We start from the raw sequence: 25,964 nt of genomic DNA on the forward strand, positions 1-25,964 counted from the left end.
GTAGGCTGTACAATCGATGGATGCTCAGACGGTACGAGCTTCCATGTATCATAACTAGGTTTACTCATATTTTTTTGGACAATTTGTAGCACATCAGACCAAATATCTTCAATAGATTGCAAAAAACTCCCCCCTCTACGATATTTATAAAAATAAAAAGTTTAGGTTGAACTTATCCACAAGATAAAAAAACGGTGGATAAAGATATCCCAACCCTGTTTAAAAAATATCCACAATATTAAATAAAGTTGTGGATAAGTTTAGTTTTCCCCAATTTATTTTCTCTTCAACACATGATATATTATCAAAAAAAAGCTTGAATAGCAAGGACTTTCAAATTTTATCCCCAAACTTATGCACTTGTTAAAAAAAGTTTTCCACAGCATATGTAATTGTGTATAACTTGTTAGTAGTTCTCTGTATAAATTTTAACAAAAAAATAATTATCCACAAGCGAAAATTAGGTTTGTGGATAAATTTTAACAAAAATAAATATTTATCCACACGCTAAACAAAAAGTAATGAGCTATGTTACAATAAAATGGTACAGTGCTAATTTGACAAAAAGGTTGTGTTTAATCGTGCGTTTTCAAAGATTAATCAATAGTAAAGATTTAGAATTTTATCGTGTCACCGAGCAAAAAAATATAGAAGATGTATTTGGTTATTTGGTTATTTATGATAAGAGAAAACCAGCTGTATTAAAAGATTTTACTGTTTTTTACAAAAGTAGCATTGAACCAAAAATTTTTGAAAATAGTCTAAAGAAAAATCATATTTATGTTCTTTTTTTTCATTATACGGATATTGAGGAAGAAGAGGAGATGCCTAAATTTTCGAAAGTGATTCATTTTATAGAAGATTTATTGAAATTTAATGAATCGAGTTACTATCTTGATAATTATTTGATCCAACATAAATTAAAATTTGAATGTCCACTAGAATATGAAAAAATAGGAGAGTTTCTCGAGTATTTGAGGAAAATATCGAAGCGACAAATTCCATGTATAAAAACGGAACGAAAAAAAATATCTGAATTTATCACAGTAAAGGGTTTTTTTGATGGTCAAAATGTGGTATGATTATGTGCGGAGTTTTATCCGGCTCTATTGACAAATAAAGTTAATTTACGTACAATATTTAAGACTGTCTAATAGATTTAATTCGATTGGACCCTTTTATGGGAGGTGTAACAAAGTGAAAAGAACATATCAACCAAGTAAACGTAAAAAGAAAAAAAAGTACATGGTTTCCGTACACGTATGAGTTCTAAAAACGGACGTAGAGTTTTAGCAGCACGTCGTCGTAAAGGAAGAAAAGTATTATCTGCGTAGACCACTGAAAAGGCTCAGTGGTTTTTTTATTGTTAGATTACATAATCATTGTGCTTTAAAAAGAATAATCTTTTTCGTTTTTAGTTGTAGAAGTTTGCTAAAGGAGTCACTATGAAAAAAGAATATCGCATCAAAAAAAATGATGACTTTCAGCTTGTTTTTAAAAAGGGGAAGTCATTTGCTAACCGTCAATTTGTCGTGTATAAATTAAAGAGAGAAGACTCAAATCATTTTCGAATTGGTTTATCTGTTAGTAAAAAAATTGGAAACGCTGTCTGTCGAAACCGGATTAAACGTTACATACGACAAGCTTTCCATGAATTTGAAACGGAAATTGATTCACAAAATGACTATATTATTATCGCCAGAAAACCGGCGGCCAATATGGATTTTCACGAAGTAAAAAGTAGCTTAGAGCACGTTTTAAAAAATTGCGAAAGTCATGAAACGTTCTAAAAAGAGCTATTCTAAATGAGTGAGAATTTGAAAAAAAGGCGGAATGGGAGGTAACATTTTTTGAAAAAGAAAAAAAACCTGAAGAGAAAACTGTTTATCGCGGGTTTAGTAGTACTTCTTATGGCAGTTCTTTCAGGATGCGGGTACTCAACTGAGCCAATCACAAAAGATTCCACTGGATTTTGGAGTCATTACATCGTATTTCCTCTGTCGTGGATAATTACTTGGTTTGCTGATTTATTTGGTGGCAACTATGCGATGGGAATTATCGTTGTAACTATTTTAATTCGTTTACTTATCATGCCACTCATGATTAAACAAATTAAGAGCCAAAAAGAAATGATGAATGTTCAGCCGAAATTAAAAGAACTTCAAGCGAAATACGCATCAAAAGATAATGAAACGAAACAAAAATTACAACAAGAAACAATGCGACTTTATCAAGAACATAATATTAATCCCATGATGGGTTGTTTACCACTTTTAATTCAAATGCCGATTCTAATTGGTTTTTATCAAGCCATTAGTCGAACTGCTGAAATTAAAACAGATACATTTTTATGGATGACACTTGGGAACCCCGATCCGTATTATATACTGCCGATTATAGCGGCTCTTACTACATTCCTTTCATCTAAAATTTCGATGATGGGACAAACACAACAAAATAAATCAATGGCCATGATTGTTTATATTATGCCTGTTATGATTTTATTTATGGGTATTACGCTACCATCAGCACTAGCATTGTACTGGATTATCGGTAATGTCTTTACTGTATTCCAAACACTTTTAATTAATAATCCTTTTAAAAATAAACGAGAGCAAGAAGCTCTTGAAGCAGCACAAGCAGAAGAAGCAAGACTGCAAAAGAAAGCCTCTAACATGAAAGCTTCTAAAAAAGGAGGTAAGAAGAGAAAGTGAGAGATATAACTGCGCAAGGCCAAACTGTAGAAGAAGCTGTTCAAAATGCACTTAATGAACTAAAACTGGAACGAAACCAAGTCGAAGTTGAAGTTATGGATGAAGGAAAAAAAGGTATTTTCGGATTAGGTTCACGTTTAGCTATGGTTAAAGTAATTGAAAAAGAAAACGGCACGCAAATTGCGACCGATTATATTTTGGATATTGCTGAAAAAATGGGTGCAAAAATCTCAATTGACGTAGAAGAAGAAGGAAAAGATATTAAAATCCAAATTTCTGGAGAAAACCTAGGCGTTTTAATCGGAAAACATGGTCAAACTTTAAACTCGCTTCAATATTTAACACAACTAATTGCTAACAAACAAACCGAACAATTTAAAAATATTTTGGTCAATGTTGGTGATTATCGTGAAAGACGTTATGAAACACTTTCTGGACTTGCTAAGAAAATGGGTGATAAGGCAGTTAAAACGCGTCGTGCGGTACATCTTGAACCGATGCCGTCGTTTGAGCGCAAGATTATCCATGCTATTTTAAGCGAGAATACAAAGGTTGAAACACATTCGGAAGGGCGCGACCCGTACCGTTACATTGTGATAAAACCAGCGAAATAAAAAAAGCGGTAGAAGAATTTTTCTTCTACCGCTTTTTTAATCTAAAATTTGATTTTCAATTCGTTCGCGTAGGGATGTGTCTTTATTGATTGTTTGGCGCAATTCGGAAGCGCGTTTTGGATAATTGGTGATAAGTCCATCTACATTTTTTTGTAAATAGTGGCGCATAAGGCTTTCCTGGTTAACCGTCCAAATGAAAATGTCTTTGTTAGCTTGATTTGCTTGGAATAAAATGCGATTTGTGACGGAAAAATCTTCAAGCACGATAAAATTATCTTCCGTTTTAGGAAGGTTACCAACATTAAGGGCAGTTACCATGCCGGTTTTAATGGTTGGATCGAGCTTTTTAATGCGTTTATTGACGTCTTGATAGAGAGACTGAACGAGATAGTCTTTGGTTACTTTTTCTTTTTGTAGAAGGTGCACAAAACGTTCTTCCATATCAGCTGATTCTCCGCCGTGTTTTTTAATTTCAATAAGTAAACGCAAATTCTCACTTTTAGCCAAAGTAATGGTTTCTTCGAGTGTTGGAATGTGGGCGCGATAATTTCCGCTACGAAGCTCGATTTTTGTGAGCTGTTCGGCTGTTAAGTCTTGGATACGGTCATTTCGTCCCGCAAGACGGCGTAACGTGGAGTCGTGAAAAACGACAAATTGATGATCTTTTGTTTCTAAAATATCTAGTTCCGCGTAATCCGCGCCGTTTTTTGCTGCATTTTTAAACGCCGGAAGTGTATTTTCGACAGCATTTTTAGTATCGCCCCGATGTGCAATGATAAGTGTGTTCGGGGTGTAAAGAGTTTGATAAATCGAATTGATATTAAAATAGCTTAGTACGATAAATGTGATAACTAGCAGCGGGATAAAGGTTTTTTTATAGGGTAGCGTCCAATTGTTTTTGGTTTTAATGGGGACTTTCTGGATGGTTAATTTGGCAATCAAAAGCTGCGTTAAATAGCCTTGGATGAAACAGGTGTAGATGAAAGCGAGCACTTGCATACAGGTTAAAATGACACCGGCGAAAAAGGGAACAAATTGCCAAGAAGTGCGGTCAAGCAGATCAACGGGCCAGCCTAAGAGAAATAAAACGGCTGAGAAAATAAGACTAAACACAAGGAGTGAAACCGCAGCTTCGATTAAAAGTTGAAGTAAAATTTTATGAGGGACGGCAAAACTCTTTTTAATCGCCTGAAAAATGGTTAATTCTTTTTCGATGATGAAAAAAGGAAGCGCGTATAATAGGCGCATGCTTAGGTAAAATACGAGGAGGAAGACGCCGATATATAACGCGGCTCCTTGCCAAGATTTCATTAATTCATCGATGATAAAGTGCGGTAAATAGAGGTTTTCTGTTAGAGTGGCGGGCAAAATTAAGCCGGCGATTGGCATAAGTAGGAAAAAATAAATGAGAAAGTAGAAAACCTGCAAACTCAACATATAGCGAGCTTTTTTTGTAAGGGTTTTTAAAATGGATCTTAATGTAAAGGGAATCTGATTTTGAATGTTATGGGCGAGCAAAATAAAAATGCCGATTTCGTAATAAAAAATAAAAAGAAAAGCTAAAACAAGCACGATAAGAAGGCTTAGGATAACTGGCATTCCGAAAATATCAAATAGATTGTTATCATTTAGACTTTGAACACCTGCTAAATGTAAAATTAGAAAGAAAAAATAAGAAAAAAGTGGTAGTAAAATCGCGATTTGGACGAGCGAAAAAATACTAATCCACTTTAAATAAATTGATAAATTCCGCCTCATATTGTTAAAACTATATAAAATATCTCCCATGGTAAACTCCTTTTAAAACAAATGTGGTAATTTTTTATCTAAAGTCGTTTCATGGTGCGAAGGAATAGATTTGATTTTTAAACTTTGGTTATGGATAGTGGCAGCGGTTAGTAAATTGCTGTGAACACATCCTGTATCAAGGTGTACTTTATTTTGAATACGAAAAGCATTAGCACTTGCGACGTGTCCAAAAAAGTGAAATGGAAGGTCATTCGAAGCCTCTTTTTTTAAAAATAGCAGCTGTTCCTGAGTGGGCATATCACGATTCAAATGGAAATTGCGCATTTTACGTAGTGATTTTTCGTCCAGTTTACCTAAATATTTATTTTTACAGGGGGCATGTGTAGCAATAAAACAACCTTTTAATTCATAGAAGGGGCGAGCATGTTCTACTAAAAAATTAAACTTTTGAAGAAGCTCAGGATTTGCTTTTAATACCGGAATCGAATCAAAATAAGTATCTACAATTTTTTGATTGGCCCCTTTAATTTCTCCGCGAATATATTTATAAACAAAACTTTCATGATTTCCAAGTACAAAATAGAAATACTGCCAGTTTTTATATAAAAATTTAACCATCTGCTCCGTTTGCTTTCCTTTATCAATAAAATCTCCTAAAAAAATAAACGCCTGATCACTAGGTGGACAAACCAAAACCGCATCTTCCTTATCAAATTGAAAACCAAAAGAAATAAGCAAACTTTTTAGTTCATCTATACACTCATGTGTATCCCCAATAATATGATATGTTTTATTTCCCGGTAATAAACACTCCTCGTATGCTTCGTAATTACTCGAAATAGATATATTCGTTTGGCCATAATCAACGTGATGAATCTGCTCTTCATCTAAATGATGGAAAGCCGATTTTGAATCCCCAAAATCAAAAATTTCAATAGAATAACGATTTTTTTCAGCCTGACGATTTAAATAACCATAAAATTCATCCGTTAAATGAGCAGTACTAATAAAAACATATTCCGTGTTTGTAGGATACCGAATCGCTTCCACTAACTTTTGTTCGAAATCAGAGGCGTTTTGTTCTAAGTGGACAAATTGAGGTGGCCTCTCGCAATCCAAAATCAATTGTGGCAAAATCATATTTTTTAAAAATTCATCTTTCCCGTGGCGATTTATTCCCACTTGAAGGAAAAGAGTATGAATTGACGTTTTAATCTCCATAAAAACCAGTCCTTAATGTTTCACGTGAAACAATCTTTAATTTTAGTATAGCATTTTATCCTCCAAAAAAGGCAGGAAAGAGATGAAAATTGTTTTTACTTGACTTGGAGTGAACTCCAGAGTTTATGATGACTATGTTAAAAAATTAACATAGGAGGGATGAAGCATGGCAAAACATAAAGAAGTAAAAGACGGTATTATTTTTCCTATAGGTGAAAAAAACGAGGCATTTAGCCAGTATTTTAAAGGGCAGAGCTATTTGCAAACACTGGTTAGTGATGAAAATGTTGATGTGGGTGTAGGGAATGTAACTTTTGAACCGGGATGTCGTAATAACTGGCACATTCATCGTGATGGATTTCAGCTACTTTTAGTTACAGGTGGTGAAGGCTATTATCAAGAAGAGGGAAAACCAGCCCAATTTTTAAAACCTGGTGATGTTATAGTCACTCATGACGGGATTAAACATTGGCACGGAGCGACAAAAGATAGTTGGTTTTCACATATTGCTATTACTGCTGGGACACCAGAATGGCTTGAACCCGTAAGTGATGAATGGTATTCAAATTTAGAAAAAAACTAAAAACTGCAAGGAGCATTTACTATGATTATTGAAAAAATAGAATCCCCAAAAGATGTTAAAAAAATTGACAAATGACGAATTAAATATTTTAGTCAAGGAAGCGAGAACGGCTCTTCTTGAGAAAATTAGCCGGCACGGAGGTCATAATGGCCCCAATTTAGGAGTTGTAGAATTAACCGTAGCGATGCATTATGTCTTCCAATCCCCAGTCGATAAATTTGTATTTGATGTTTCTCACCAAACGTATATCCATAAAATGTTAACTGGACGGAAGGAAGCCTTTCTTGATGCGGCACATTATGACGATGTTTCTGGTTATACAAATCCAAAAGAGAGTGAACACGATTTATTTACAATTGGCCATACGTCAACCTCACTTTCTTTAGCGAATGGTGTAGCAAAAGCTCGTGATTTAAAGAAAGAGACAAGTAATGTTGTAGCAGTTATTGGCGATGGTTCGCTATCTGGTGGCCTTGCGTATGAGGGCTTGAATAATATTGTTGAACAAGGCACTAATACGATTGTTATTGTGAATGATAATGACCAGTCAATTGCTGAAAATTATGGTGGGATTTATAAAAATCTCCGGACATTACGTGAAACAAATGGCGAGGCTGCGGATAATTTCTTTAAAGCACTCGGGTTTGACTACTATTACTTAGAGGATGGTAATGATTTAGAAGCGTTAATTTCTGTACTAAAACAGGTCAAAGATAAAGAACATCCAGTACTTCTTCATATCCACACGATGAAGGGGAAAGGGTTTAAATTTGCTGAAGAGAACCACGAAAAATTCCATGCAGGAGGTCCTTTCAGCCTAGAAACCGGTGAATATTTACAAGCTACTAATCCATTAACTTATAACAAGGTAACCACAGATTTCTTAATGGAAAAAATGAAAAATGATCCTACAATAGTAACCGTTAACGCAGGGACGCCAATGCTTATATTTAATCAAGCAGAACGTGAGGAAGTGGGGCAGCAATTTGTGGATGTAGGTATCGCAGAAGAGCATGCTGCAACAATGGCTACGGGCCTGGCCAAAAATGGAGCAAAACCAGTTTGGGCTGTATTCTCCACATTTATGCAACGGACGTATGATCAAATTTCGCATGATTTAGCTTTAAACAATCAAGCTGCGACCATTTTAGTCTACGGAGCATCTGTAAATGGAATGAATGATGAAAGTCACTTAGGCATTTTTGATATTCCATTTTTAAGTCATATCCCAAATCTTGTCTATCTTGCACCGACAAATAAAGAAGAATATCTCGCTATGCTTGACTGGTCTATTGATCAAACAAACCATCCAGTGGCTATTCGTGTGCCAGTGGGTCCTCTTAAAGAAACAGGGATTCCGGATGAAACGGATTACGAGAATCTAAATAAAAATCAAGTTACACAAACTGGTTCTGGTGTGGCTTTAATTGGAGTAGGGAATTTTTATAGTTTAGCCGAAGAAGTAGCTGAAAATCTTGAGAAAAAACATCAAATAAAAGCGACCATTATTAACCCTAAATTTATTTCTGAACTTGATACGGATTTGCTTGATAGTTTGGAAACAAATCATCAACTCGTTGTGACCATGGAAGATGGTATTATTAGTGGAGGATATGGTCAAACCGTAGCCAGCTATCTTGGAAATACACATTTAAAAGTTCAAAATTATGGCTTGGATAAGGCCTTTCATGACCGTTATAAAGCAACGGAATTATTAGCAGAAAATGGTGTAACAGTAGAAAATATTTGTAGTCAAATTTTAAATGTTTCACGTGAAACAAATTTGTCGATGTAAATATAAAAAGCCAAGAATGCAAAAATTCTTGGCTTTAGTTTATAATGGTCCCGACTGGTCTCGAACCAGCGACCCCCACCATGTCAAGGTGATACTCTCCCAACTGAGCTACAGGACCGTATAAATTAATAATACGAATTTTAACCCTAGAAGTCAATTCAATTAAAAGCCAACACCCTAATTTTTTAAAAAAAAGAGTGTTGGCTTTTAAATTTAATGGCTTACCTTAATATCTCCAGAAGAGGTGACAGCATTTATTTCGGTTGATGCGTTTTTCGAGTTATTTGGAATTTTAACGCTACCTGAATCTGAACGAACATTATAAATGGCTTTTGTCCCACTTGGAAGTTCTATATTAACTTCACCGGAATTTGAATTAGCGTCTACCGTTTTTGGTGCTTGGCTAAACGTCAAATCAATGTCGCCAGAACTCGTTTTAGCAGAAGAATCTTTCATTAAATCTTCTAAATCAATTGTGCCAGAAGAATTATTTGCATGAACTTTTCCGTCTAAGCGGGCACCTTCAATATCACCAGAGTTTGATTCAAAACTAATTTGTTTAGCGGAAAGAAGATTGGCTTGTATTTCGCCTGAGTTATTTGTTAGTTTTATTTCTTCGCCTGAAATGTTTTCTGTACTAATGTCGCCAGATGAGCTTTCAATAGTTAGACTTCCTTTTAGACGAGTCGTTTCAATTTCACCTGAAGAAGATGTCACTGTAGTAGAACCTTTAAGGTCCGTTAGACGAACATCGCCTGACTCATTCGTTACTTTCGTGCTGTTTGATGTCATCCGTTCAAGTTGAATTTCGCCGGAAGAAGCAGATACTTCAAGATTCTTCACTTTTCCGTCTGAAACAAGTGTGTCAGCTGAATTCCCATGAATGGTAAGTTCATCTAATGCGGAATCTTTGTTTAGATAAATTGTAACGTTTTGTTTTCCATATGCATAGATTTTCATGAAATTGAAAAAGGAACCTTTGTTTTTCACTTCAAGATTAAGTGTGGTACCATCATTTTGGACATCCGCCGATTTAATTTGTTTAATCTCATTACTAGAATAATGACCGGAGACCTCAACGTAATTTTTTCCATTTTGGCTTTCCTTAAAAAGAATGTTGCTGTCGTGCGTTGTATCAACTGTTATATTTTTCACCGTATCATTTGTTAAAGTAAATGTTTTAGAGTAGGCTTCTCCTTTTTCAAACATGTTGCCGCTTTGGAAAGTAAAGGCAAAGCCAATTCCTCCAATAATAAGTAAAACTAAGCCGGCAAAAAAGAGGCGCCAAGTCCAATTTTTATTTTTCATCTTAACGTCCCCCTTTCAATGTATAAGCATGCCAAGAAATGACGATGATTGTTGCTTTTTTAATTAGTTTTGTAAGCCAGAGAACAGCAGGTAGGAACATTAAACCAAGTCCTGTCATAGCAATGGTTCCAAAACCTTGATACATTTCAATCGTCTGGCCAAATAGCGGAGAGAGGACTAGAAATAGAGGGGATAAAACGAGCGTTCCGACAAGTAACCATAACGAAATAACAAAGCTCCAAACTGCAAAGCCGACTGGAATAAGTAAAACTAAAGATCAAAGGAAAATAAGTCCGATTAGTAGGAGAACTCGTAAACCAGGCGTACGTTCTTTTGTAGTTGGCTTTCTTGGGACATAGTAAGTTTCTGGTGGTGTTATTGGATCTTGCAGGAGCTCTTCACGCTCAGTAAAAATATCTTCTGCAATAGATTTTGGTGTTCCAAGACTTAAAACGATTTCTTCTTCACTTTTTCCTTCTGCTTTACCGCTTCGAAAATGTTCCTGATAGTCTTCTAATAGTTCTTCTCGGTCAGATTCATTTAGCGAAGCAAGTCGTTCTTCTAATTCTGTTAAAAAAAGTTCTTTATTCATCTCGTTTTCCCTCCTTTTCCATTAATTTGGCAACGCTACCTGTAAAATTGCTCCATTCAAAAATTAATTCATTCAAATAAATTTCACCCTTTAATGTTAGTTGATAATATTTTCGCGACGGACCTTCTGTTGATTCTCTTAAATAAGTGGTACAGTATTCATCTTTTACGAGTCGTCTTAAAACAGGATAAATGGCGCCCTCAGCGACTTCAATATAGATGGAAACTTGTTGTGCTAGTTCATAACCATAACGGTCCTTAGAGCGAATAAGGTACAAACAGCACAGCTCTAAAACACCTTTTTTAAACTGCGGATTGACTTCCATAAAAGTCCTCCATTCTAACTACATTTATTTTTCAGTACTGATTAATATTCACTACCCGAATACAGTATATCATTAGCTACTGTTCATTGCAAGGTACTAAAAAATAAAAATATTAAAACTAAATTATTCTTGTTCATAAAAAAACTCGTTTTTTATTTTGGTGGATACTAAAATAGTCTTTTTAAAGTTAAGATGATAAATTAGTATACGCCGAGATAAGGCAGAAACTATTTATAAGGAGAGCATAACATGAAATCTAATATTTTTTATCTTACTGATTATGGTGTTAACAATGATGGATACTCAGATAGTACAAGTGCCATCAATAAAGTTTTTGAAGAAATAGCAACAAGTGGTGGAGGTACAGTGGTCTTTCCGAGTGGAAATATTCGAATTTCATCACCACTTATCATTCCAGATTCTGGTATTCGTATTCAAACTGCAAGCTCGTATTTGACTAAAATTACCCCTTTAGATAATTTCAGTGGAGAAGCTATTTTATTTTTTAAAAAAGCTAGCAACCGTTCAGGCAACAAAGGTATAAATCTAGATCACGGGATTAATATTAATTGTAACAACAAACAAACAAATGGAATTATCATTGAAAATGGTTATGATCAAATTACTTTTCGTAATGTTGAGGTACGTAATGTACACTCTGATTTTTCTGGTTTCTTGTTTAAAAAAACGGAGGAAAATCCAACTGTCGAAGTGGGGCAAACAATTCTTCTCGAAAATTGTATTGTAGACCATACAACAAATATGCCAATAGCACCTTGTTATTCATTCACTAAATATCAAGAAATAAATCTAATAGGGTGTAAGGGTTTTGCAAATCCGCCGCTTTCAGAACCTGCACTACCTGGAAGCATCCGTCAAGGAGTTGCATTTGATTTTAAAGATTGTAGAGGTGTGACTTTAACAGGATGTTCAGCTGGTTTTGCACATACAGCCATTTCCTTTACCGCAGAAACACGTTCTGTGGTAGGCTTAACAATAATCGGGCAGACGAATGAAGCAATTACAGGAGATGCTTTGTATACAGAAGCCAAAGGTGCATATTTTGTGGATCAAGTAATGGTCTTGCCAATACGTCGACAAGTTGGGAAAAATGATATTACTGAAGGTTCTGGTAAGTATAATTTGAATCAAACGGGGCAAAGTGAACTTCATACAGGAATTGAGAAGGTTATTTTGGGGAAAGGCTGTAATCAAAATATTATTTTCACTAGTAATAAAGAAAATGTTTCGGGTAACATGAAAAACAGTACTATCATTGCAGGTGCGAACAATAATAAATTAGGTACAACATTTAATGAGTCTATTGAAATCTTAACCTCTAGCATTAGTGATGCGCCTATTCTAAATTTTGTAAATCAAGATGGGGCTTCTTCACGTATTCTTTATACTAGATATGGAGCTTTAGAGGCTCAAAAGTATAATCCTGAAACTAAAACATGGAACCCAACATTAAGGGTAGTGGAGGGAAGTGCGAATAATTATACGGGTCTTTATGTTCCATACCGTGTGGATGGTATTCTAAAATTTGCTCCAATTAGAGTCGGGGCTCCTGAATCAGGTGGAGCAGGATTGCGCGCATTAGCGTTGCCAAATTAAACTTTTTTATCAGTTATAATTAACAAACATCACATTTTAAATAATGATGGTGTCCGTTTTTTAAAGTCCGAATTTAGATTTTATGTAATGTTCATAAAATAAGAGCTTATTTTTGTATTAAAAGAGGAGCATTTAAAGACATTCATATTGTTCGTGAAAAAACAGGCAGAAAGAAAATCTTTTTATTTTCTTTCTGCCTGTTTCGATGTTCGTTTCAATTGAATTTAAATTTTTTTAATGGAATCTCTCACAATCATATTGGTTGTGATGATGGTTTCTTTTGGAATATCGGAATTATCTTTTAAAATTTGAAAAAGTAATTTTGTGGCGCTCTGTCCTAAACGATTGATTGGAATATCAATGGATGTGAGCGGGGGAGACAAAAAAGTAGAGGCGACTTTATCATTGTAGCCTATGACAGACAAATCTTCAGGGATTTTATAGCCATTGTCAGCTGCCATCTTATAAATACTCATTACTTTAATATCATCGGTCGCAAAAACAGCGGTAGGCTTATCTAGGCCAGCCATTAATTTTTCAGCTGCTTTATAGCTGTCTTCAATTTGGTAACCGCTATCAATAATCCAGTCAGAACGGATGTCTAAATGGTGATCGAATAGACAGTTGCGGAAACCGGCTAGGCGATCAACGGAGACATGATAGTCTAGTGGAGCGTGGATACAGGCTATTTTTTTATGGCCGGATTGGATGAGAAATTCGGTTAGGGCGTAGCTGTCGCCGAAATTATCGGTATCGACGGAGTAAATATTTTGATAAGCGCCCTCTACTTTTCCCGTGACAACGATAGGAATATTATACGCGTCAATTTTGTCAAAAAAGGTTTCGTCTGCTGGGGAACTTAACATAATTATGCCTTTTATCATTTTTTGCTGAATTTTTGTGAGGCATTTTTGGAGTTCGTCCTCGCTATTTTTAGCAGTTTGTAAAATTAAATCAAAGTTTTCCCGCTCGGCTTCTACGGAAATGGAATGGATGATTTCTGAAAAATAGGGATTCCCTGAAGTTGTTTTTGTTGAGCGATTTGAGATGACCATGATGGCATCAAAACCTGATGAAGTAAGGGCTCGTGCTAGTTTGCTCGGTTGATAATCCAGTTCTTTAATCGCTTGGAGCACTTTTTTGTGTGCTTCTTCAGAAATATTAGTTTGTTTATTTAGTACACGCGAAACAGTTGATTTCGATACACCCGCGAGTTTTGCGATATCGTATATCGTGGCAGCCAAATCCATCTTCCTTTCTATTTATGGTATCGGTTCTATGTAAAACACTCTAGAGTTATCTTACTCAATTTTAACTTGATTGTCCATCATAGTAGCATGAATTATTTAGTAGCAAGGCTTTTTCTCGATTAGATAAAAAATGAATTGACAGAAAACGCTTTCTATTTTATAATTCAATTTGTGGGAGCGGTACCATAAAAGGAGGCCAATATGATTGATTTAAAAGAGCGACTTTCGCGAATTTATGGAGCTGATGTTGCTTGTGAACTCGGAAAACGAATTGAAACACGTATTTTGGAAACAAAAAAGAAAGCGCTTTATAGTAAGGCGGAGTGGGACGAAAAAGATGTCGTTTTAATTACATATGGGGATCAATTTTTCAAGGAGGATGAGAAGACGCTTTCGACTTTTCAAATGTTTTTTGATAAATATTTGAAAAATGCGTTTGAACTTGTGCATATATTGCCATTTTATCCGTATTCTTCAGATGATGGTTTTTCGGTTATTGATTATAAGGAAGTGAATCCAAAACTTGGCGACTGGCGTGAAATTAAGGCGCTGGCCAATTCTACGCGACTTATGTTCGACTTCGTATGTAACCATATTTCAAAGGAAAGTCATTGGTTTAAGGAGTACTTGGCAGGAAATCCGGAATATGAGGCATTTTTTATTGATTTACCTGCGGATACCGATTTAAGTCAGGTGACTAGGCCGAGAGCGACCCCTCTTTTAACCCCTTTTTCTAAAAAAGATGGGTCTGATGTTAATATTTGGACCACATTTAGCGACGATCAAATTGATTTGAACTTTGAAAATCCGGAAGTGTTATATCAAATGGTGGATGTTTTGCTGTTTTATTTGGAGGAAGGTGCTTCGTATGTCCGTCTTGATGCGGTTGGTTTTATGTGGAAGGAACCGGGTACAACCTCGATTCATCTACCAAAAACGCACGAAATCATTAAACTTTTCCGCCAAATTGTTGATATGGCAAAACCAGGTACGGTTTTAATTACGGAGACCAATGTTCCACACCGTGATAATATTAGTTATTTTGGAAATAATGATGAAGCACAAATGGTCTATCAGTTTCCTCTGCCGCCTTTAGTGCTCCATGCGATTAAAAACGGTAGGGCGTCGATACTTTCGGACTGGGCAAGCAAAATTGAAACGCCTTTTAAACAAACGACGTATTTTAATTTCTTGGCGTCACATGATGGTATTGGCTTAAATCCGATTCGTGGTATTGTGCCGGAAGACGAGATTCTCTCTCTTGTGCATTTGCTTGAAGAGGAGGGAGCGCTTGTTTCTTATAAAGAAAATCCGGATGGTACGAAAAGTCCGTATGAGGTTAATGTGACGTATATGGATGCGCTAAACCAAAAAACGGATGAGGATGATTTACGCTTGAAACGCTTTTTAGTAGCGCATAGCATTTTACTTACTATTCCTGGCGTTCCAGCGGTTTATGTACAAAGCGTACTTGGTAGCCGTAATGATTATGAGGGTGTTGAAAAAACGCAGCACAATCGTTCTATTAACCGTAAAAAATATGATTATGATGTGATAGCATCTGAACTCGCTGAAGAGACAAGTTTACGCCATAAAACCTTTGATGCGTTAACAAAACTCATTCAGTTTCGTAAAAATGAACCGCTTTTCCATCCAGATATAAAAATGGAAGTATTAGATGGCGGGGAAGCATTGTTTGTAATGAAGCGTGTAAATTCAGAGGAGGAATTAATTGTACTCCATAATTTAACGAATGAGCCCGCCCATTTTGACATAGAAGAAGGAAGCTATATGGATATACTAACGGGCAAGTCGTATCGTGGGAGCGGTACCCTTAAACTTGACCCCTATGCCTTTTACTGGCTAAAACAAACGAAGGAGGAACAATAATGAAAAGAAAAAGTTTAGTTTTACTTGTTGTAATGCTTGTTTTAGGAGCACTGCTTACTGCTTGTGGAGGAGGAAAAGCAAGTGATGATAAGGTTACCACCATTGAATTCATGCACTCTTCTGTTGAAAAAGATCGTTTAGATGTCATTAATAAATTGATTGCCGATTTCGAAAAAGAACATAAAAATATTAAAGTGAAACAAATTCCGGTTGAGGAAGATGCGTATAACACGAAAGTAGTGACGCTAGCACGTTCTGGAAAGCTTCCTGCGGTTATGGAAGTCAGTCAAGATTTTGCGAAAGTAATGGATAAAGATAAATTGATTGACCAAGATGCTGTAAAAAGTGTGATGAAGTCAGTTGGCGAAGATAGTTACTATGATGGTGCCCGCAATTTAGTTCGCTCTGAGGACGGTAAAAGCTATATTGCCGCGCCGATTAGCGGCTGGGTACAAGGGATTTGGTATGACAAGAAAGCTCTTTCGGACGCTGGTTTTGCGGAACCAAAAAGTTGGGACGATGTTTTAAAAGTTGCGAAACATTTTACCGATGCTAAAAACAAAAAGTATGGGATTGCGATGCCAACAGCAGAAAGCACAATGAGTGAGCAAGCTTTCTCTCAGTTTGCCCTTTCAAACAAAGCTAATGTTTTAAACGAAAATGGGGATATTACGATTGATACGAAGCCGATGAACGAGGCGCTTACTTATTATAAAGAGCTTTCGCAGTACACGATGCCGGGCTCAAACGATGTAACAGAAATTAAAGATGCTTTTATGAATAAAACTGCGCCAATGGCTATTTACTCCACTTATATTTTGCCGGCTGTATTTGAAGACGGCGGGTCGAAAAATATCGGTTTTGCCATTCCAGAAGAAAAAGATAAAGCTGTTTATGGGACAGTTTCAGGTTTAACCATTTCAGCGGGACTTGATGAGGCGCAAAAGGAAGCGGCAAATACCTTTGTTGAATTCCTTTCCAAACCGAAAAATATGGCATCTTGGGTATTAATGTCGCCAGGTGGTGCGCAACCAGTTAACAAGGATGTTTTAAAAGAAGAGTCATATAAAAATAATGAAGTCGTTCAAGCGTTTGGCGACCTTTCAAATGAAATTGCTGCTTCATTTGATGAAATCCAAGTTTTCGGACTTGTTGATGGCAAAAACTTTACAAAAATGGGGGACATTACAAGCTCAGGTATCATCGCTCAAATGGTGAATAATGTAACAGTTGGCGGTGGCAGTCCTTCGAAGGATCTAAAAGCTGCACAAGCTAAAGCTGAATCAGACGCATCAGGCAAGTAAAAAATGGATGGCACTCTTTTGGTCGAAATTTTAGCCAAGAGTGTGCTGTTCCTCTTTGTTGGATGTGTATGGTTTATTTAGTAGGAGGGAATTATGAAGACAAAAGTTTATAAACGATCTGATTTTAAGCTCGCGATGATTTTACTGGCACCAAGTTTTGTTTTGCTTGCCGCGCTAGTCCTTTATCCGATGCTATCGAACATTCAAATTAGTTTTCTCGAAATGCCGCTTAATCCTAATTTACAATCGACATTTATTGGGCTAACCAATTATTTAGATATTTTAAAGGACCCGGAATTTTATTCGTCACTGGGGTTAACAGTTGGCTACACGGTCCTTGTTGTGGCAGGTAGTACTGTACTTGGACTTGCGGTCGCGATTTTCTTTAATCGTGATTTTAAATTTAGAAAAACAGCACGCTCCCTTATTATCTTATCTTACGTGACACCGTCAATTTCACTTATTTTTGCTTGGAAATATATGTTTAATAACGGATATGGAATTGTGAATTACTTTACTGTGGATTTATTACACATGTTTGATTCTGCACCACTATGGTTTGATAATCCAGTCTCAAGTTTCTTTTTAGTTGTGTTATTCGCGATTTGGCGCTATTTTCCATATGCTTTTATTTCGTTTCTTGCCATTTTACAAACGATTGATAATTCGCTTTACGAAGCAGCGGATATGGACGGGGCTAACTTTTGGCAGAAATTTAAAATTGTTACATTGCCAGCGATTATGCCTGTTTTAGCCACCGTTGTGACACTTCGGGCGATTTGGATGTTCTATATGTTCACGGATGTATACTTACTGACGAATAAAGTAAATATATTAGGGGTTTATCTATATAAAACGGCGTTTGCTTTCAACGATTTAGGAAAAGCGGCGGCCATTTCAGTTATTCTATTCGTCATTATTTTTGTCGTGATTATCTTTACAAGAAAGCGGGTGGATTTAAATGGCGGTAAGTAGCAAAAAAACAAAACGAACCAAAAAAATCGCATTTTATATCACGATGGTTGCTTTTCTAATTGTATCTTTATTTCCTTTTTTCATTATGCTAATGACGTCATTTAAAGGGACAAAAGAGGCCATTTCAACAAATCCAACTATTTTCCCACGCGATTTTACTTGGCAACATTATATTGATATTTTCAATCCGGATATTTTCCCGTTTTTAACCTATTATAAAAACAGTTTTGTCGTATCCGTCGCTGCAGCCGGTATCGCTGTTGCGCTAGGGATATTAGGGGCGTATGCATTATCCAAACTGCGGTTTAAAGGACGCATCACAATAAACGCCAGCTTTTACACCGTATATATGTTTTCAGGAATTTTATTAATCGTTCCTTTGTTTAAAATCATTTCAAGTTTAGGCTTATATGATACAGAAATGTCGCTTATCATCACAATGGTCGTGCAAACCTTGCCGACAGCAGTCTTCATGCTGAAAAGCTATTTTGACACCATACCGAGCGATATAGAAGAAGCCGCGATGATGGACGGCCTAAACCGATTCCAAATTATTTTAAGAATCATTATCCCGTTAGCCATTTCCGGAATTATTTCAGTGTTCGTATACTGTTTTATGGTAGCTTGGAACGACTATTTATTCGCTTCCATTTTCCTATCCAGTTCCGAGAAATTTACCCTACCAATTGGGCTAAATACCCTATTTAGTACACCTGATTATATTTGGGGTAGAATGATGGCCGCATCACTTATTACAGCATTACCAGTTGTTATCATGTATGCCTTATCCGAACGCTTTATAAAAGGAAATCTAACAGACGGCGGAGTTAAAGGTTAAGAATAGAAAGGAAGATTTCAAAAATGAAAAAATTAGTAGCGACAAAACCACGTGTAGCCGCACTTGTAGAATATGAAGATCAAAAAATTCAAGCAGATGAAGTAAAAATAAAAGTAGAATTCGCTTCACCCAAACACGGCACAGAAATAGTCGATTTTAGAGGAATTAGCCCATTTGTTGATGAAGAATTTTCACCAGAATGGAACTTATTTGTGAAACGAGATGAGGGGGCCGCGCGCGGCATCGAGTTTGGCGATTTACCACTTGGTAATATGGTTTGCGGCGAAATTACGGAAGTGGGAGAAACTGTGACCGAATATGCAGTGGGAGATAAAGTACTCACTTACGGACAGATTCGAGAAACCGTCATTGCAAAAGGCGTGGACAACTACAAACTGCGTAAAATTCCAGCAGGAGGTGAGTATAAAAATGCCGTTTGCTATGACCCCGCCCAGTTTGCCATGAGCGGCGTTCGCGATGCCCATGTTCGCGCAGGTGATTTTGTCGTCGTGATTGGCCTAGGTGCCATTGGACAAATTGCCATTCAACTCGCTAAAAAAGCCGGAGCAAGTATCGTAATTGGCGTGGATCCTATCCCGCACCGCCTAGAAATCGCGAAAAAACATGGTGCCGATTTTACATTCGACCCTACAAAAGTGGATGTCGGCCTAGAAATTAAAAAAGTAACCAATAAACTTGGCGCCGATTCTATTATTGAAACAAGCGGGCATCAAACGGCGCTACAAAGCGCACTTCGCGGAATTGCATACGGCGGAACCATTTCTTACGTGGCATTTGCTAAGCCTTTTCCAGATGGATTTAATTTAGGACGTGAAGCTCATTTTAATAACGCTAAAATTGTATTTTCACGTGCAGCAAGCGAACCAAATCCAGATTATCCACGCTGGGACAGAAAGCGCATAGAAGATACATGTTTTGAACTACTTATGAATGGCTATCTCGATTGTACGGATATTATTGACCCTGTTGTGCCATTTTTAGATAGCGCAGAAGGTTTTATGAAGTACGTCGATCAACACCCAGATCAAAGTATTAAAATGGGCATTACTTTCTAAGGAGTGTAAAAAATGAAAATTGGTACGCAAAATCAAGCATTTTTTCCAGAAAATATAAAAGAAAAATTTCAGTATATCAAAGATTTAGGATTTGACGGTTTCGAAATTGACGGCAAATTGCTTACTCAAAATCTTGATGAGGTAAAAGAAGCAATCAAAACGACGGGTCTACCCGTTTCAACAGCTTGCGGCGGCTATGACGGCTGGATTGGCGATTTTATCGAAGAACGCCGATTGCGCGGTTTAGAAGAAATCAAAGAAATTTTATACGCATTAAAAGAAGTTGGCGGCAAAGGTATTGTCGTCCCTGCAGCCTGGGGCATGTTTACCTATCGCTTACCTCCAATGACATCCCCACGTTCCACAAAAGGCGATTTTGAGGCTGTTAGCGCCTCTTTAATTGAACTGGATAAGGTAGCCGGTGAAACAGGCACAAAAGTGTATCTCGAGCCGCTAAATCGCTACCAAGACCATATGATTAATACACTTCAAGATGCGCAAAATTACATCGACAAAAATAAACTTTCAAACGTAGAAATTATTGCTGATTTTTATCATATGAATATTGAAGAAGACGATATTTCGAAGGCTTTAACTTTGCATAAAAAGAATGTCAAACATATTCACATTGCCGAAAATCATCGGTTCCAGCCTGGAAGTGGCGCGATTGATTTTAAAAAGCATTTTAATACGCTAAAAGAACTAGGATATGATGGCTATTTAACATTCGAATGTCGAATTCGAAGTGACAATCCGGAAAAAGCCTATCAAGAGGCAGTTCGTCATATTAAAGCGTGCTTATAAGAAAAAAACAGCAAGGTAAATTTTACCTTGCTATATATAAAGGGGTTGAAAAAATGAAAAAAAGAGTTGCTATCATCGGAGCGGGCCAAGTGGCTGAAACGGTTCACGCAAGTTACTATCAAACGCGCGAGGAGCTCGAGCTTGCTGCGGTTTGCGATCCGAATCTTGAACGTGCGAATGAATTTGCTAGAGAAAATGGTTTTCTAGCGGCTTATGATGATGCAAAGACGATGTTTCAAAGGGAAGCCATTGATATCGTAAGTATTTGTACGCCCAATCGATTCCACTTTGAAAATGTGATGCTTGCTCTTCAAAATGGTGCGCACGTGATGTGCGAAAAGCCACCTGCAATGACGCCGGAAGAAGCGGAACAAATGGCAGGGGAAGCGGCATCAAGAGGGCTCGTATTAGCTTATGATTTTCACCACCGTTTTTCAAATGAGGCGCGGTTTTTGAAAAAAGAGAAGGCTCGACTTGGGGATATTTATGTGACACGTGCGCAGGCGCTAAGGCGTTCTGGTGTACCGGGTTGGGGGACGTTTACGAATAAAGAAATTCAAGGCGGGGGCCCGCTTATTGATATTGGGATTCATATGTTAGATGTGGCGATGTACGTGCTTGGTTTTCCGAAAGTTAAGCGTGTCATGGCGAAAAGTTTTCAGAAAATCGGGACGAAGAAGAGCATGGGTTCATTTGGGAGTTGGGATCCTTTAAAATTCACTGTGGAAGATGCGCTTTTTGGATGGATTGAGTTTGAAAACGGGCATATATTGGAGTTAGAAACTTCATTTGCGTTACATATGAAGGAAAATCGCATTTTTAATGTTTCTTTTTTTGGGGACGAAGCGGGCGGAACGCTTTATCCTGCTGAAATTTTTACAGACAATGATGGCGATTTAGAAATGCTCAAAGCACCCGGCTTTATAGAAGAAGATAGTCATTCTGCTAGTATGGCGGCTTTTGTTGAAAAAGTTCTTTTTGATAGAGGTGATGTGGCGACTGGTGAGGAAGGGCTTATCATTCAGCGTCTTGTGGCGGCTCTTTATGAATCGGCTGAAAAGGAAGCGTGTGTATATCTATGAAATGGACAGAAAAGGGTTTTAGCTTGGAAAAATTGAATAAATACGGCACACTTTTTACTGTGGGAAATGGGGCGCTTGGTGTGCGCGGGGTGTTTGAAGAAGATTATCCTGAACAAGTTCGTGGTATGTTTAGGGCGGGTATATATAATACGCCGGCTGGTTCTACGAGTGCCGAACTGGTTAATTTACCGGATGTGACGCGTTGCAAGATTACATTAGATGGTAACGTGTTTTCTATGCAAAATGAAAATATCACTCAATTTGAGTTGTTTTTGAATGTTAAAACGGGGGAGTTCGTACGTCGCCTAGAATGGCGAAGCCCGCAAAACAGACGTTATGTGTTAGAATTTAGGCGATTTGCTTCTAAAAAGGTGCAGTCGCTTATGGCAGCAAAGATTAGTGTGACGCCACTTTCAGGGGATATGGAAATGAAAGTGGAAACTGGAATTGATGGGCAGCAAACTAATTTTGGCACACAGCAACTTGTGGAGCTTGAAGCGCGAGTTTTTGGAGCAAATCAAATGTTTGCGCACTACCAGACGACGGAAAGTAAGCAAAACGTTGCGATTTTAACGACATTATCGGCAGATGCTGTTTTTTATGCTAAAAATCGGCAACTTACGGGCGAACTTTCGTTTATATGTAAGAAAAATGAAACCGTTATTTTTGAAAAAATGACATATGTAATAACCTCGCTTGATCACGAGACGCCAGCGGGAGCGATTTTGCTTTTGCCAAATGAAAATTATGAGGCAGTTTTAAAGCAATCTATTCAAAAGTGGGACGATTTTTGGAATCAAGCTGGTATTCAAATTGAATCTCAAAATGAAATGGATCAAAAGCTTGTATCATTTGCGCTTTATCACTTGGAAATTATGTCGCCTAAAAAGGATTCGCGCTTAAGTATTGGAGCTAAAGGTTTAACCGGAGAAGGGTATAAAGGGCATGTCTTTTGGGATACAGAAATTTTTTCTTTTTACCTTTTATTTTGCATCATTCGCCGGAAGAAGCGAAAAATTTACTTTTATATCGTTTTCATAATTTAGAAGGTGCGGAGAAGAAAGCGCGCGATAATGGCTATAAAGGTGCTCTTTTCCCGTGGGAAAGTGCTTTTTCTGGAGATGAGGAGACGCCAGAGTTTGCGGCCATTAATATTAAGACAGGAAAACGTCAAAAAGTGGCTTCTGCGCTTGCGGAACACCATATTGTAGCGGATATCGCTTATGCGGTTATGCAGTATTTCAATGCGACGAACGATGCGACTTTTATGAAACAATACGGAGCAAAATTATTGCGGATGACGGCTGAATTTTGGTTAAGTCGGGCAGAGCGTTTGGGGGAAAAATGGGTTATTCGTGATGTCATTGGACCGGATGAATATACCGAACACATTGACAATAATGCGTATACGAATTATATGGCGCACTATAATGTAGCGGTAGCCGCAAAATGGAATGCAGATTTTGCCCCAAGTTGTGCAGAATTTTTGGAGAAACTCTATCTACCAAAACCAAACGAAAATGGCATTATCCCGCAAGATGACACCTTTTTATCTAAACCCGTTATTTCTTTAGAAAAATATAAAAAAGAACAAGGGAAGCAAGGCGTTTTACTCGACTACGCACGTTCTGAGGTCAATGAAATGCAAATTTTAAAACAAGCGGATGTGGTCATGCTAATGTATCTATTCCCGGCGCTATTTGATGCGGATATTATGAAGAAAAATCTTGTCTTTTATGAAACAAGGACCATTCATGATTCCTCACTTAGTAAGGCAATACATGCTATTATCGCTAACTGGTGTAATGAAAAGGCGCTAAGTTATCGCTTTTTTGAAGAAGCTTGCCGTATTGATTTTGGTGATGCCCCGCATACATCTGATGATGGTATCCATGCTGCGTCGCTTGGCGCTATTTGGCTTATGGTCATAAACGGCTTTGCGGGCGTCACAGTTACTCAAAAAGGGTTAGAACTAAATCCGCAACTGCCAGATAAATGGGAAAAAGTGCAATTTAACTTTGTTTATCTCGGGGAGACTTTGCATTTTACGCTCACAAAACGTGATATTTCCATTCGAAAATCGTCAGATACGCCGATTCATTTCAATATTTTTGGCAAAAAGTATATAGTAGAAAAGGAAATACATGTCAATTTGGAGGAGGTTCCCCTGTGAAAATTATTATTGCGCCTGATTCTTTTAAAGAAAGTCTTTCGGCGCCTGAAGTGGCAGCTTCGATTCATGCCGGTTTTAGGCAAATTTTTAAAGAGGCGACGTATGAGCTTATTCCTGTTGGTGACGGGGGAGAAGGAACGCTTGCCATTTTAGCAAAAGCACATCAGGCTGAAATGAAAGCGGCTTCTGTACAAGGTCCTTTTGGGGAAAAAATAGAGGCGAAATATGCCCTCACGGATAAAATGGCATTTATTGAAATGGCTGAAGTGTGCGGTTTGCATTTAGTAGCAGAAGATAAACGAAATCCACTCAAAGTGAGTAGTTTTGGTGTTGGCGAATTAATTATACGTGCCGCGAAGAGCGGGGTAGAAGAGATTTTAATTGGCATTGGTGGTAGCGCATCAAATGATGGCGGGATTGGCATGGCTCAAGGTGTCGGATACCGCTTTTTAGATGCGGCAGGGAATGAGGTACCGGCGATTGGTGAAAATCTTGATAAAATCGCGCAAATGGATGCTTCTCAAGTACCTGCTTTTTTGGAAAAAGTTAAAAATTCGCGTCATTAGCGACGTAGAAAACCCGCTTTGTGGTGAAAACGGGGCAACAGCCATTTTTGGCCCTCAAAAAGGCTTACCTTCCTCCGAAATTGAAAAAGTTGATGGGCAACTTGCCGCATTTTTTAAACGTCATTTTGGTCATGTACCAGAAGAACCAGGTAGCGGAGCTGGCGGCGGAATGGGCGCTGGTCTTCTAACGTTTCTCTCTGCCGAATTAAATCCCGGCATTGAATTCGTCCTAGAACGCCTGGAAATGCGAAAAGCGTGTGCGGATGCCGATTTAATTATTGTTGGGGAAGGTCGCATGGACGGTCAAACCGCGCAAGGAAAAGCGCCTCTCGGTGTCGCGAAATATGCCCCACAAGGCGTGCCCGTTATCGCGATTTGTGGTAGCGTCACAGAAGATGCAAAAGAGCTTTATACAAAAGGAATAACAGCTATTTTCCCTTCTATTGGGCGCGTTGCTACGCTGTCTGAAACGCTTAGTGAGTCGGCGAGTAACTTAGAGCGGACAGCCCGAAATGTGGCAGCAGTTTGGAAAGGTGGAGACAAGTGAAAGGGATTATTTTTGATTTAGATGGCGTTATAACAGATACAGCTAAATTTCATTTTGAAGCGTGGCATGCGCTTGCTACAAGTCTTGGAATTCCGTTTGATGAGGCCTTTAACGAAAAGTTAAAAGGCGTTAGCCGGATGGATTCCCTAAAGCTTATTTTAGAAAATGGGAATAAGCTCGACCAATTTAATAGCGAAGAGCTTCAGAAACTGGCTGCGAAAAAAAATGAGCATTATGTGCGCTTGCTAGAATCGCTAACAGAAAGAGACATCTTACCGGGCATTCAAGAACTTCTTCTGGCGGCAAAAAAGCAGGGCGTAAAATGCGGCGTAGCTTCCGTTTCAAAAAATGCTCCCACCGTTTTGCGGGCTTTAAAATTGGAAAAGGCGTTTGATTTTGTCGCGGATGCTGCGAAAATAAAGCGCTCGAAGCCAGCGCCTGAAATTTTTCAAGTGGCGTGTGCGGGTCTAGGTTTACTGCCTGATGAAGTGATTGCGATAGAGGACGCTGAGGCCGGCATAAAGGCTATCAATAGCGCGAATATGGTAAGTATTGGGATTGGCGCAACGCTTACAGATGCAGATATGACACTTCGCCATACTGGTTTGTTAGACTTTAAATTAGTGGAAATTTTATATTCTAAAGCACGAAAGGGTAGATAAGAATCTACTCTTTTTTTTATGTGGATGAGATACAAAAGTTGCAAGAATTAATGCAATTTTTGCCCTTGATGAGAGGTGGGAACTTCCTTTAAAGTAGAAGTAAAGGAGGAGCGCAAATTGAATTTTTTTGAATTTATTACGGCAGCGATGCCAATCTTATCTGTTTTTATTTTTCTAGTCATTTTGCGCTTACCTGCCATAAAAGCTATGCCGTTAAGTTTTGGAGTGACAGCTTTAGCTTKTAACTTTGCCTTTTTTTATTTGGTAAAAGCATTTCCA

At 37.7% G+C, this 25,964-nt stretch carries 23 protein-coding genes, 1 tRNA gene and 3 pseudogenes; 18 read left to right on the forward strand and 9 right to left on the reverse strand.

The window, feature by feature from the left end; genetic code table 11:
* On the reverse strand, positions 1 to 122 hold a 122-nt coding region (locus LFLEISCH_RS15990; protein WP_007476644.1), incomplete at its 3' end, for a hypothetical protein.
* Between the two features lie 459 nt (positions 123 to 581).
* On the opposite strand from LFLEISCH_RS15990, the gene LFLEISCH_RS11460 reads away from it, so the two are divergent.
* From LFLEISCH_RS11460 to jag, 5 genes and pseudogenes are all read left to right on the forward strand, one after another.
* Positions 582 to 1,082 carry a hypothetical protein gene (locus tag LFLEISCH_RS11460; protein WP_007476646.1) on the forward strand — a complete coding sequence of 167 codons (501 nt, stop codon included), beginning with the start codon at positions 582 to 584 and terminating at the stop codon, positions 1,080 to 1,082.
* Between the two features lie 115 nt (positions 1,083 to 1,197).
* A pseudogene (gene rpmH, locus LFLEISCH_RS15085) lies at positions 1,198 to 1,334 on the forward strand (50S ribosomal protein L34).
* A 111-nt stretch (positions 1,335 to 1,445) separates the two neighbouring features.
* On the forward strand, positions 1,446 to 1,790 hold the full coding sequence (rnpA, locus tag LFLEISCH_RS11465; protein ID WP_007476648.1) for a ribonuclease P protein component: 345 nt from the start codon (positions 1,446 to 1,448) through the stop codon (positions 1,788 to 1,790).
* 60 nt (positions 1,791 to 1,850) lie between these two features.
* The gene (gene yidC, locus LFLEISCH_RS11470; RefSeq protein ID WP_007476651.1) at positions 1,851 to 2,714 is read left to right on the forward strand and encodes a membrane protein insertase YidC; all 864 of its coding nucleotides are present in this window, start codon (positions 1,851 to 1,853) and stop codon (positions 2,712 to 2,714) included.
* Positions 2,711 to 3,328 carry an RNA-binding cell elongation regulator Jag/EloR gene (gene jag, locus LFLEISCH_RS11475; RefSeq protein ID WP_007476652.1) on the forward strand — a complete coding sequence of 206 codons (618 nt, stop codon included), beginning with the start codon at positions 2,711 to 2,713 and terminating at the stop codon, positions 3,326 to 3,328. The genes yidC and jag overlap by 4 nt, the downstream gene beginning before the upstream one ends.
* A 36-nt stretch (positions 3,329 to 3,364) precedes the next feature.
* Here the strand turns inward: jag and LFLEISCH_RS11480 are convergent, their stop codons facing one another.
* Positions 3,365 to 5,116 carry a glycerophosphoryl diester phosphodiesterase membrane domain-containing protein gene (locus LFLEISCH_RS11480; RefSeq protein WP_007476654.1) on the reverse strand — a complete coding sequence of 584 codons (1,752 nt, stop codon included), beginning with the start codon at positions 5,114 to 5,116 and terminating at the stop codon, positions 3,365 to 3,367.
* Between the two features lie 12 nt (positions 5,117 to 5,128).
* Positions 5,129 to 6,298 (reverse strand): metallophosphoesterase, encoded by a 1,170-nt coding sequence (locus LFLEISCH_RS11485; RefSeq protein WP_007476656.1) that lies wholly within the window; start codon positions 6,296 to 6,298, stop codon positions 5,129 to 5,131.
* A gap of 166 nt (positions 6,299 to 6,464) precedes the next feature.
* Here LFLEISCH_RS11485 and LFLEISCH_RS11490 point away from each other — a divergent pair, with 166 nt between their 5' ends.
* Entirely contained in the window at positions 6,465 to 6,881 is a 417-nt protein-coding gene (locus LFLEISCH_RS11490) for a cupin domain-containing protein (RefSeq protein ID WP_007476659.1), read from the forward strand.
* A 52-nt stretch (positions 6,882 to 6,933) separates the two neighbouring features.
* Positions 6,934 to 8,676, forward strand: a complete 1,743-nt coding sequence (locus LFLEISCH_RS11495; protein ID WP_040504848.1) for a 1-deoxy-D-xylulose-5-phosphate synthase — start codon at positions 6,934 to 6,936, stop codon at positions 8,674 to 8,676.
* Between the two features lie 45 nt (positions 8,677 to 8,721).
* On the opposite strand, the gene LFLEISCH_RS11500 is transcribed toward LFLEISCH_RS11495, so the two are convergent.
* The 5 genes from LFLEISCH_RS11500 to LFLEISCH_RS11515 form a co-directional block, all read right to left on the reverse strand.
* Positions 8,722 to 8,794: transfer RNA gene (locus tag LFLEISCH_RS11500), tRNA-Val, on the reverse strand.
* Positions 8,795 to 8,889: 95 nt separating this feature from the next.
* Positions 8,890 to 9,984 (reverse strand): DUF4097 family beta strand repeat-containing protein, encoded by a 1,095-nt coding sequence (locus LFLEISCH_RS11505; protein ID WP_007476663.1) that lies wholly within the window; start codon positions 9,982 to 9,984, stop codon positions 8,890 to 8,892.
* Between the two features lies 1 nt (position 9,985).
* Positions 9,986 to 10,129 carry a DUF1700 domain-containing protein gene (locus tag LFLEISCH_RS16525; protein WP_007476665.1) on the reverse strand — a complete coding sequence of 48 codons (144 nt, stop codon included), beginning with the start codon at positions 10,127 to 10,129 and terminating at the stop codon, positions 9,986 to 9,988.
* 132 nt (positions 10,130 to 10,261) lie between these two features.
* Positions 10,262 to 10,576: a DUF1700 domain-containing protein gene (locus tag LFLEISCH_RS16530; protein ID WP_007476667.1), complete on the reverse strand. Its 315-nt coding sequence runs from the start codon at positions 10,574 to 10,576 to the stop codon at positions 10,262 to 10,264.
* The gene (locus LFLEISCH_RS11515; protein ID WP_007476669.1) at positions 10,569 to 10,901 is read right to left on the reverse strand and encodes a PadR family transcriptional regulator; all 333 of its coding nucleotides are present in this window, start codon (positions 10,899 to 10,901) and stop codon (positions 10,569 to 10,571) included. Before LFLEISCH_RS11515 ends, LFLEISCH_RS16530 begins: the two co-directional genes overlap by 8 nt.
* 249 nt (positions 10,902 to 11,150) lie before the next feature.
* Here LFLEISCH_RS11515 and LFLEISCH_RS11520 point away from each other — a divergent pair, with 249 nt between their 5' ends.
* Positions 11,151 to 12,518 (forward strand): glycosyl hydrolase family 28-related protein, encoded by a 1,368-nt coding sequence (locus tag LFLEISCH_RS11520; protein WP_007476671.1) that lies wholly within the window; start codon positions 11,151 to 11,153, stop codon positions 12,516 to 12,518.
* Positions 12,519 to 12,742: 224 nt separating this feature from the next.
* On the opposite strand, the gene LFLEISCH_RS11525 is transcribed toward LFLEISCH_RS11520, so the two are convergent.
* Positions 12,743 to 13,762 (reverse strand): LacI family DNA-binding transcriptional regulator, encoded by a 1,020-nt coding sequence (locus LFLEISCH_RS11525; RefSeq protein ID WP_007476673.1) that lies wholly within the window; start codon positions 13,760 to 13,762, stop codon positions 12,743 to 12,745.
* Between the two features lie 207 nt (positions 13,763 to 13,969).
* Here LFLEISCH_RS11525 and LFLEISCH_RS11530 point away from each other — a divergent pair, with 207 nt between their 5' ends.
* The 10 genes and pseudogenes from LFLEISCH_RS11530 to pgmB all read left to right on the forward strand — a co-directional run bounded on the left by LFLEISCH_RS11530 (position 13,970) and on the right by pgmB (position 25,685).
* Positions 13,970 to 15,658 (forward strand): alpha-amylase family glycosyl hydrolase, encoded by a 1,689-nt coding sequence (locus LFLEISCH_RS11530; RefSeq protein ID WP_007476675.1) that lies wholly within the window; start codon positions 13,970 to 13,972, stop codon positions 15,656 to 15,658.
* Complete coding sequence (locus LFLEISCH_RS11535; protein WP_007476676.1) at positions 15,658 to 16,962, forward strand: ABC transporter substrate-binding protein; 1,305 nt, start codon at positions 15,658 to 15,660, stop codon at positions 16,960 to 16,962. Before LFLEISCH_RS11530 ends, LFLEISCH_RS11535 begins: the two co-directional genes overlap by 1 nt.
* A gap of 93 nt (positions 16,963 to 17,055) precedes the next feature.
* Complete coding sequence (locus LFLEISCH_RS11540) at positions 17,056 to 17,937, forward strand: carbohydrate ABC transporter permease (RefSeq protein ID WP_007476678.1); 882 nt, start codon at positions 17,056 to 17,058, stop codon at positions 17,935 to 17,937.
* Positions 17,924 to 18,775: a carbohydrate ABC transporter permease gene (locus LFLEISCH_RS11545; protein WP_007476679.1), complete on the forward strand. Its 852-nt coding sequence runs from the start codon at positions 17,924 to 17,926 to the stop codon at positions 18,773 to 18,775. The genes LFLEISCH_RS11540 and LFLEISCH_RS11545 overlap by 14 nt, the downstream gene beginning before the upstream one ends.
* Positions 18,776 to 18,798: 23 nt before the next feature.
* Complete coding sequence (locus LFLEISCH_RS11550; protein WP_007476681.1) at positions 18,799 to 19,851, forward strand: zinc-dependent alcohol dehydrogenase; 1,053 nt, start codon at positions 18,799 to 18,801, stop codon at positions 19,849 to 19,851.
* A gap of 12 nt (positions 19,852 to 19,863) precedes the next feature.
* Positions 19,864 to 20,655, forward strand: coding sequence for a sugar phosphate isomerase/epimerase family protein (locus LFLEISCH_RS11555; protein WP_007476683.1), 792 nt, complete (start codon positions 19,864 to 19,866; stop codon positions 20,653 to 20,655).
* A gap of 53 nt (positions 20,656 to 20,708) precedes the next feature.
* Entirely contained in the window at positions 20,709 to 21,737 is a 1,029-nt protein-coding gene (locus tag LFLEISCH_RS11560; RefSeq protein WP_007476685.1) for a Gfo/Idh/MocA family protein, read from the forward strand.
* Positions 21,734 to 23,910, forward strand: a pseudogene (locus tag LFLEISCH_RS16395) (glycoside hydrolase family 65 protein). The gene LFLEISCH_RS11560 and the pseudogene LFLEISCH_RS16395 overlap by 4 nt, the downstream one beginning before the upstream one ends.
* Positions 23,907 to 25,023, forward strand: a pseudogene (locus LFLEISCH_RS16400) (glycerate kinase). Before LFLEISCH_RS16395 ends, LFLEISCH_RS16400 begins: the two co-directional pseudogenes overlap by 4 nt.
* Positions 25,020 to 25,685: a beta-phosphoglucomutase gene (gene pgmB, locus LFLEISCH_RS11575; protein WP_007476691.1), complete on the forward strand. Its 666-nt coding sequence runs from the start codon at positions 25,020 to 25,022 to the stop codon at positions 25,683 to 25,685. The pseudogene LFLEISCH_RS16400 and the gene pgmB overlap by 4 nt, the downstream one beginning before the upstream one ends.
* Positions 25,686 to 25,964: the final 279 nt, after the last annotated feature.

This window comes from Listeria fleischmannii subsp. fleischmannii LU2006-1 (genome assembly GCF_000344175.1).
GTDB lineage: Bacteria > Bacillota > Bacilli > Lactobacillales > Listeriaceae > Listeria > Listeria fleischmannii.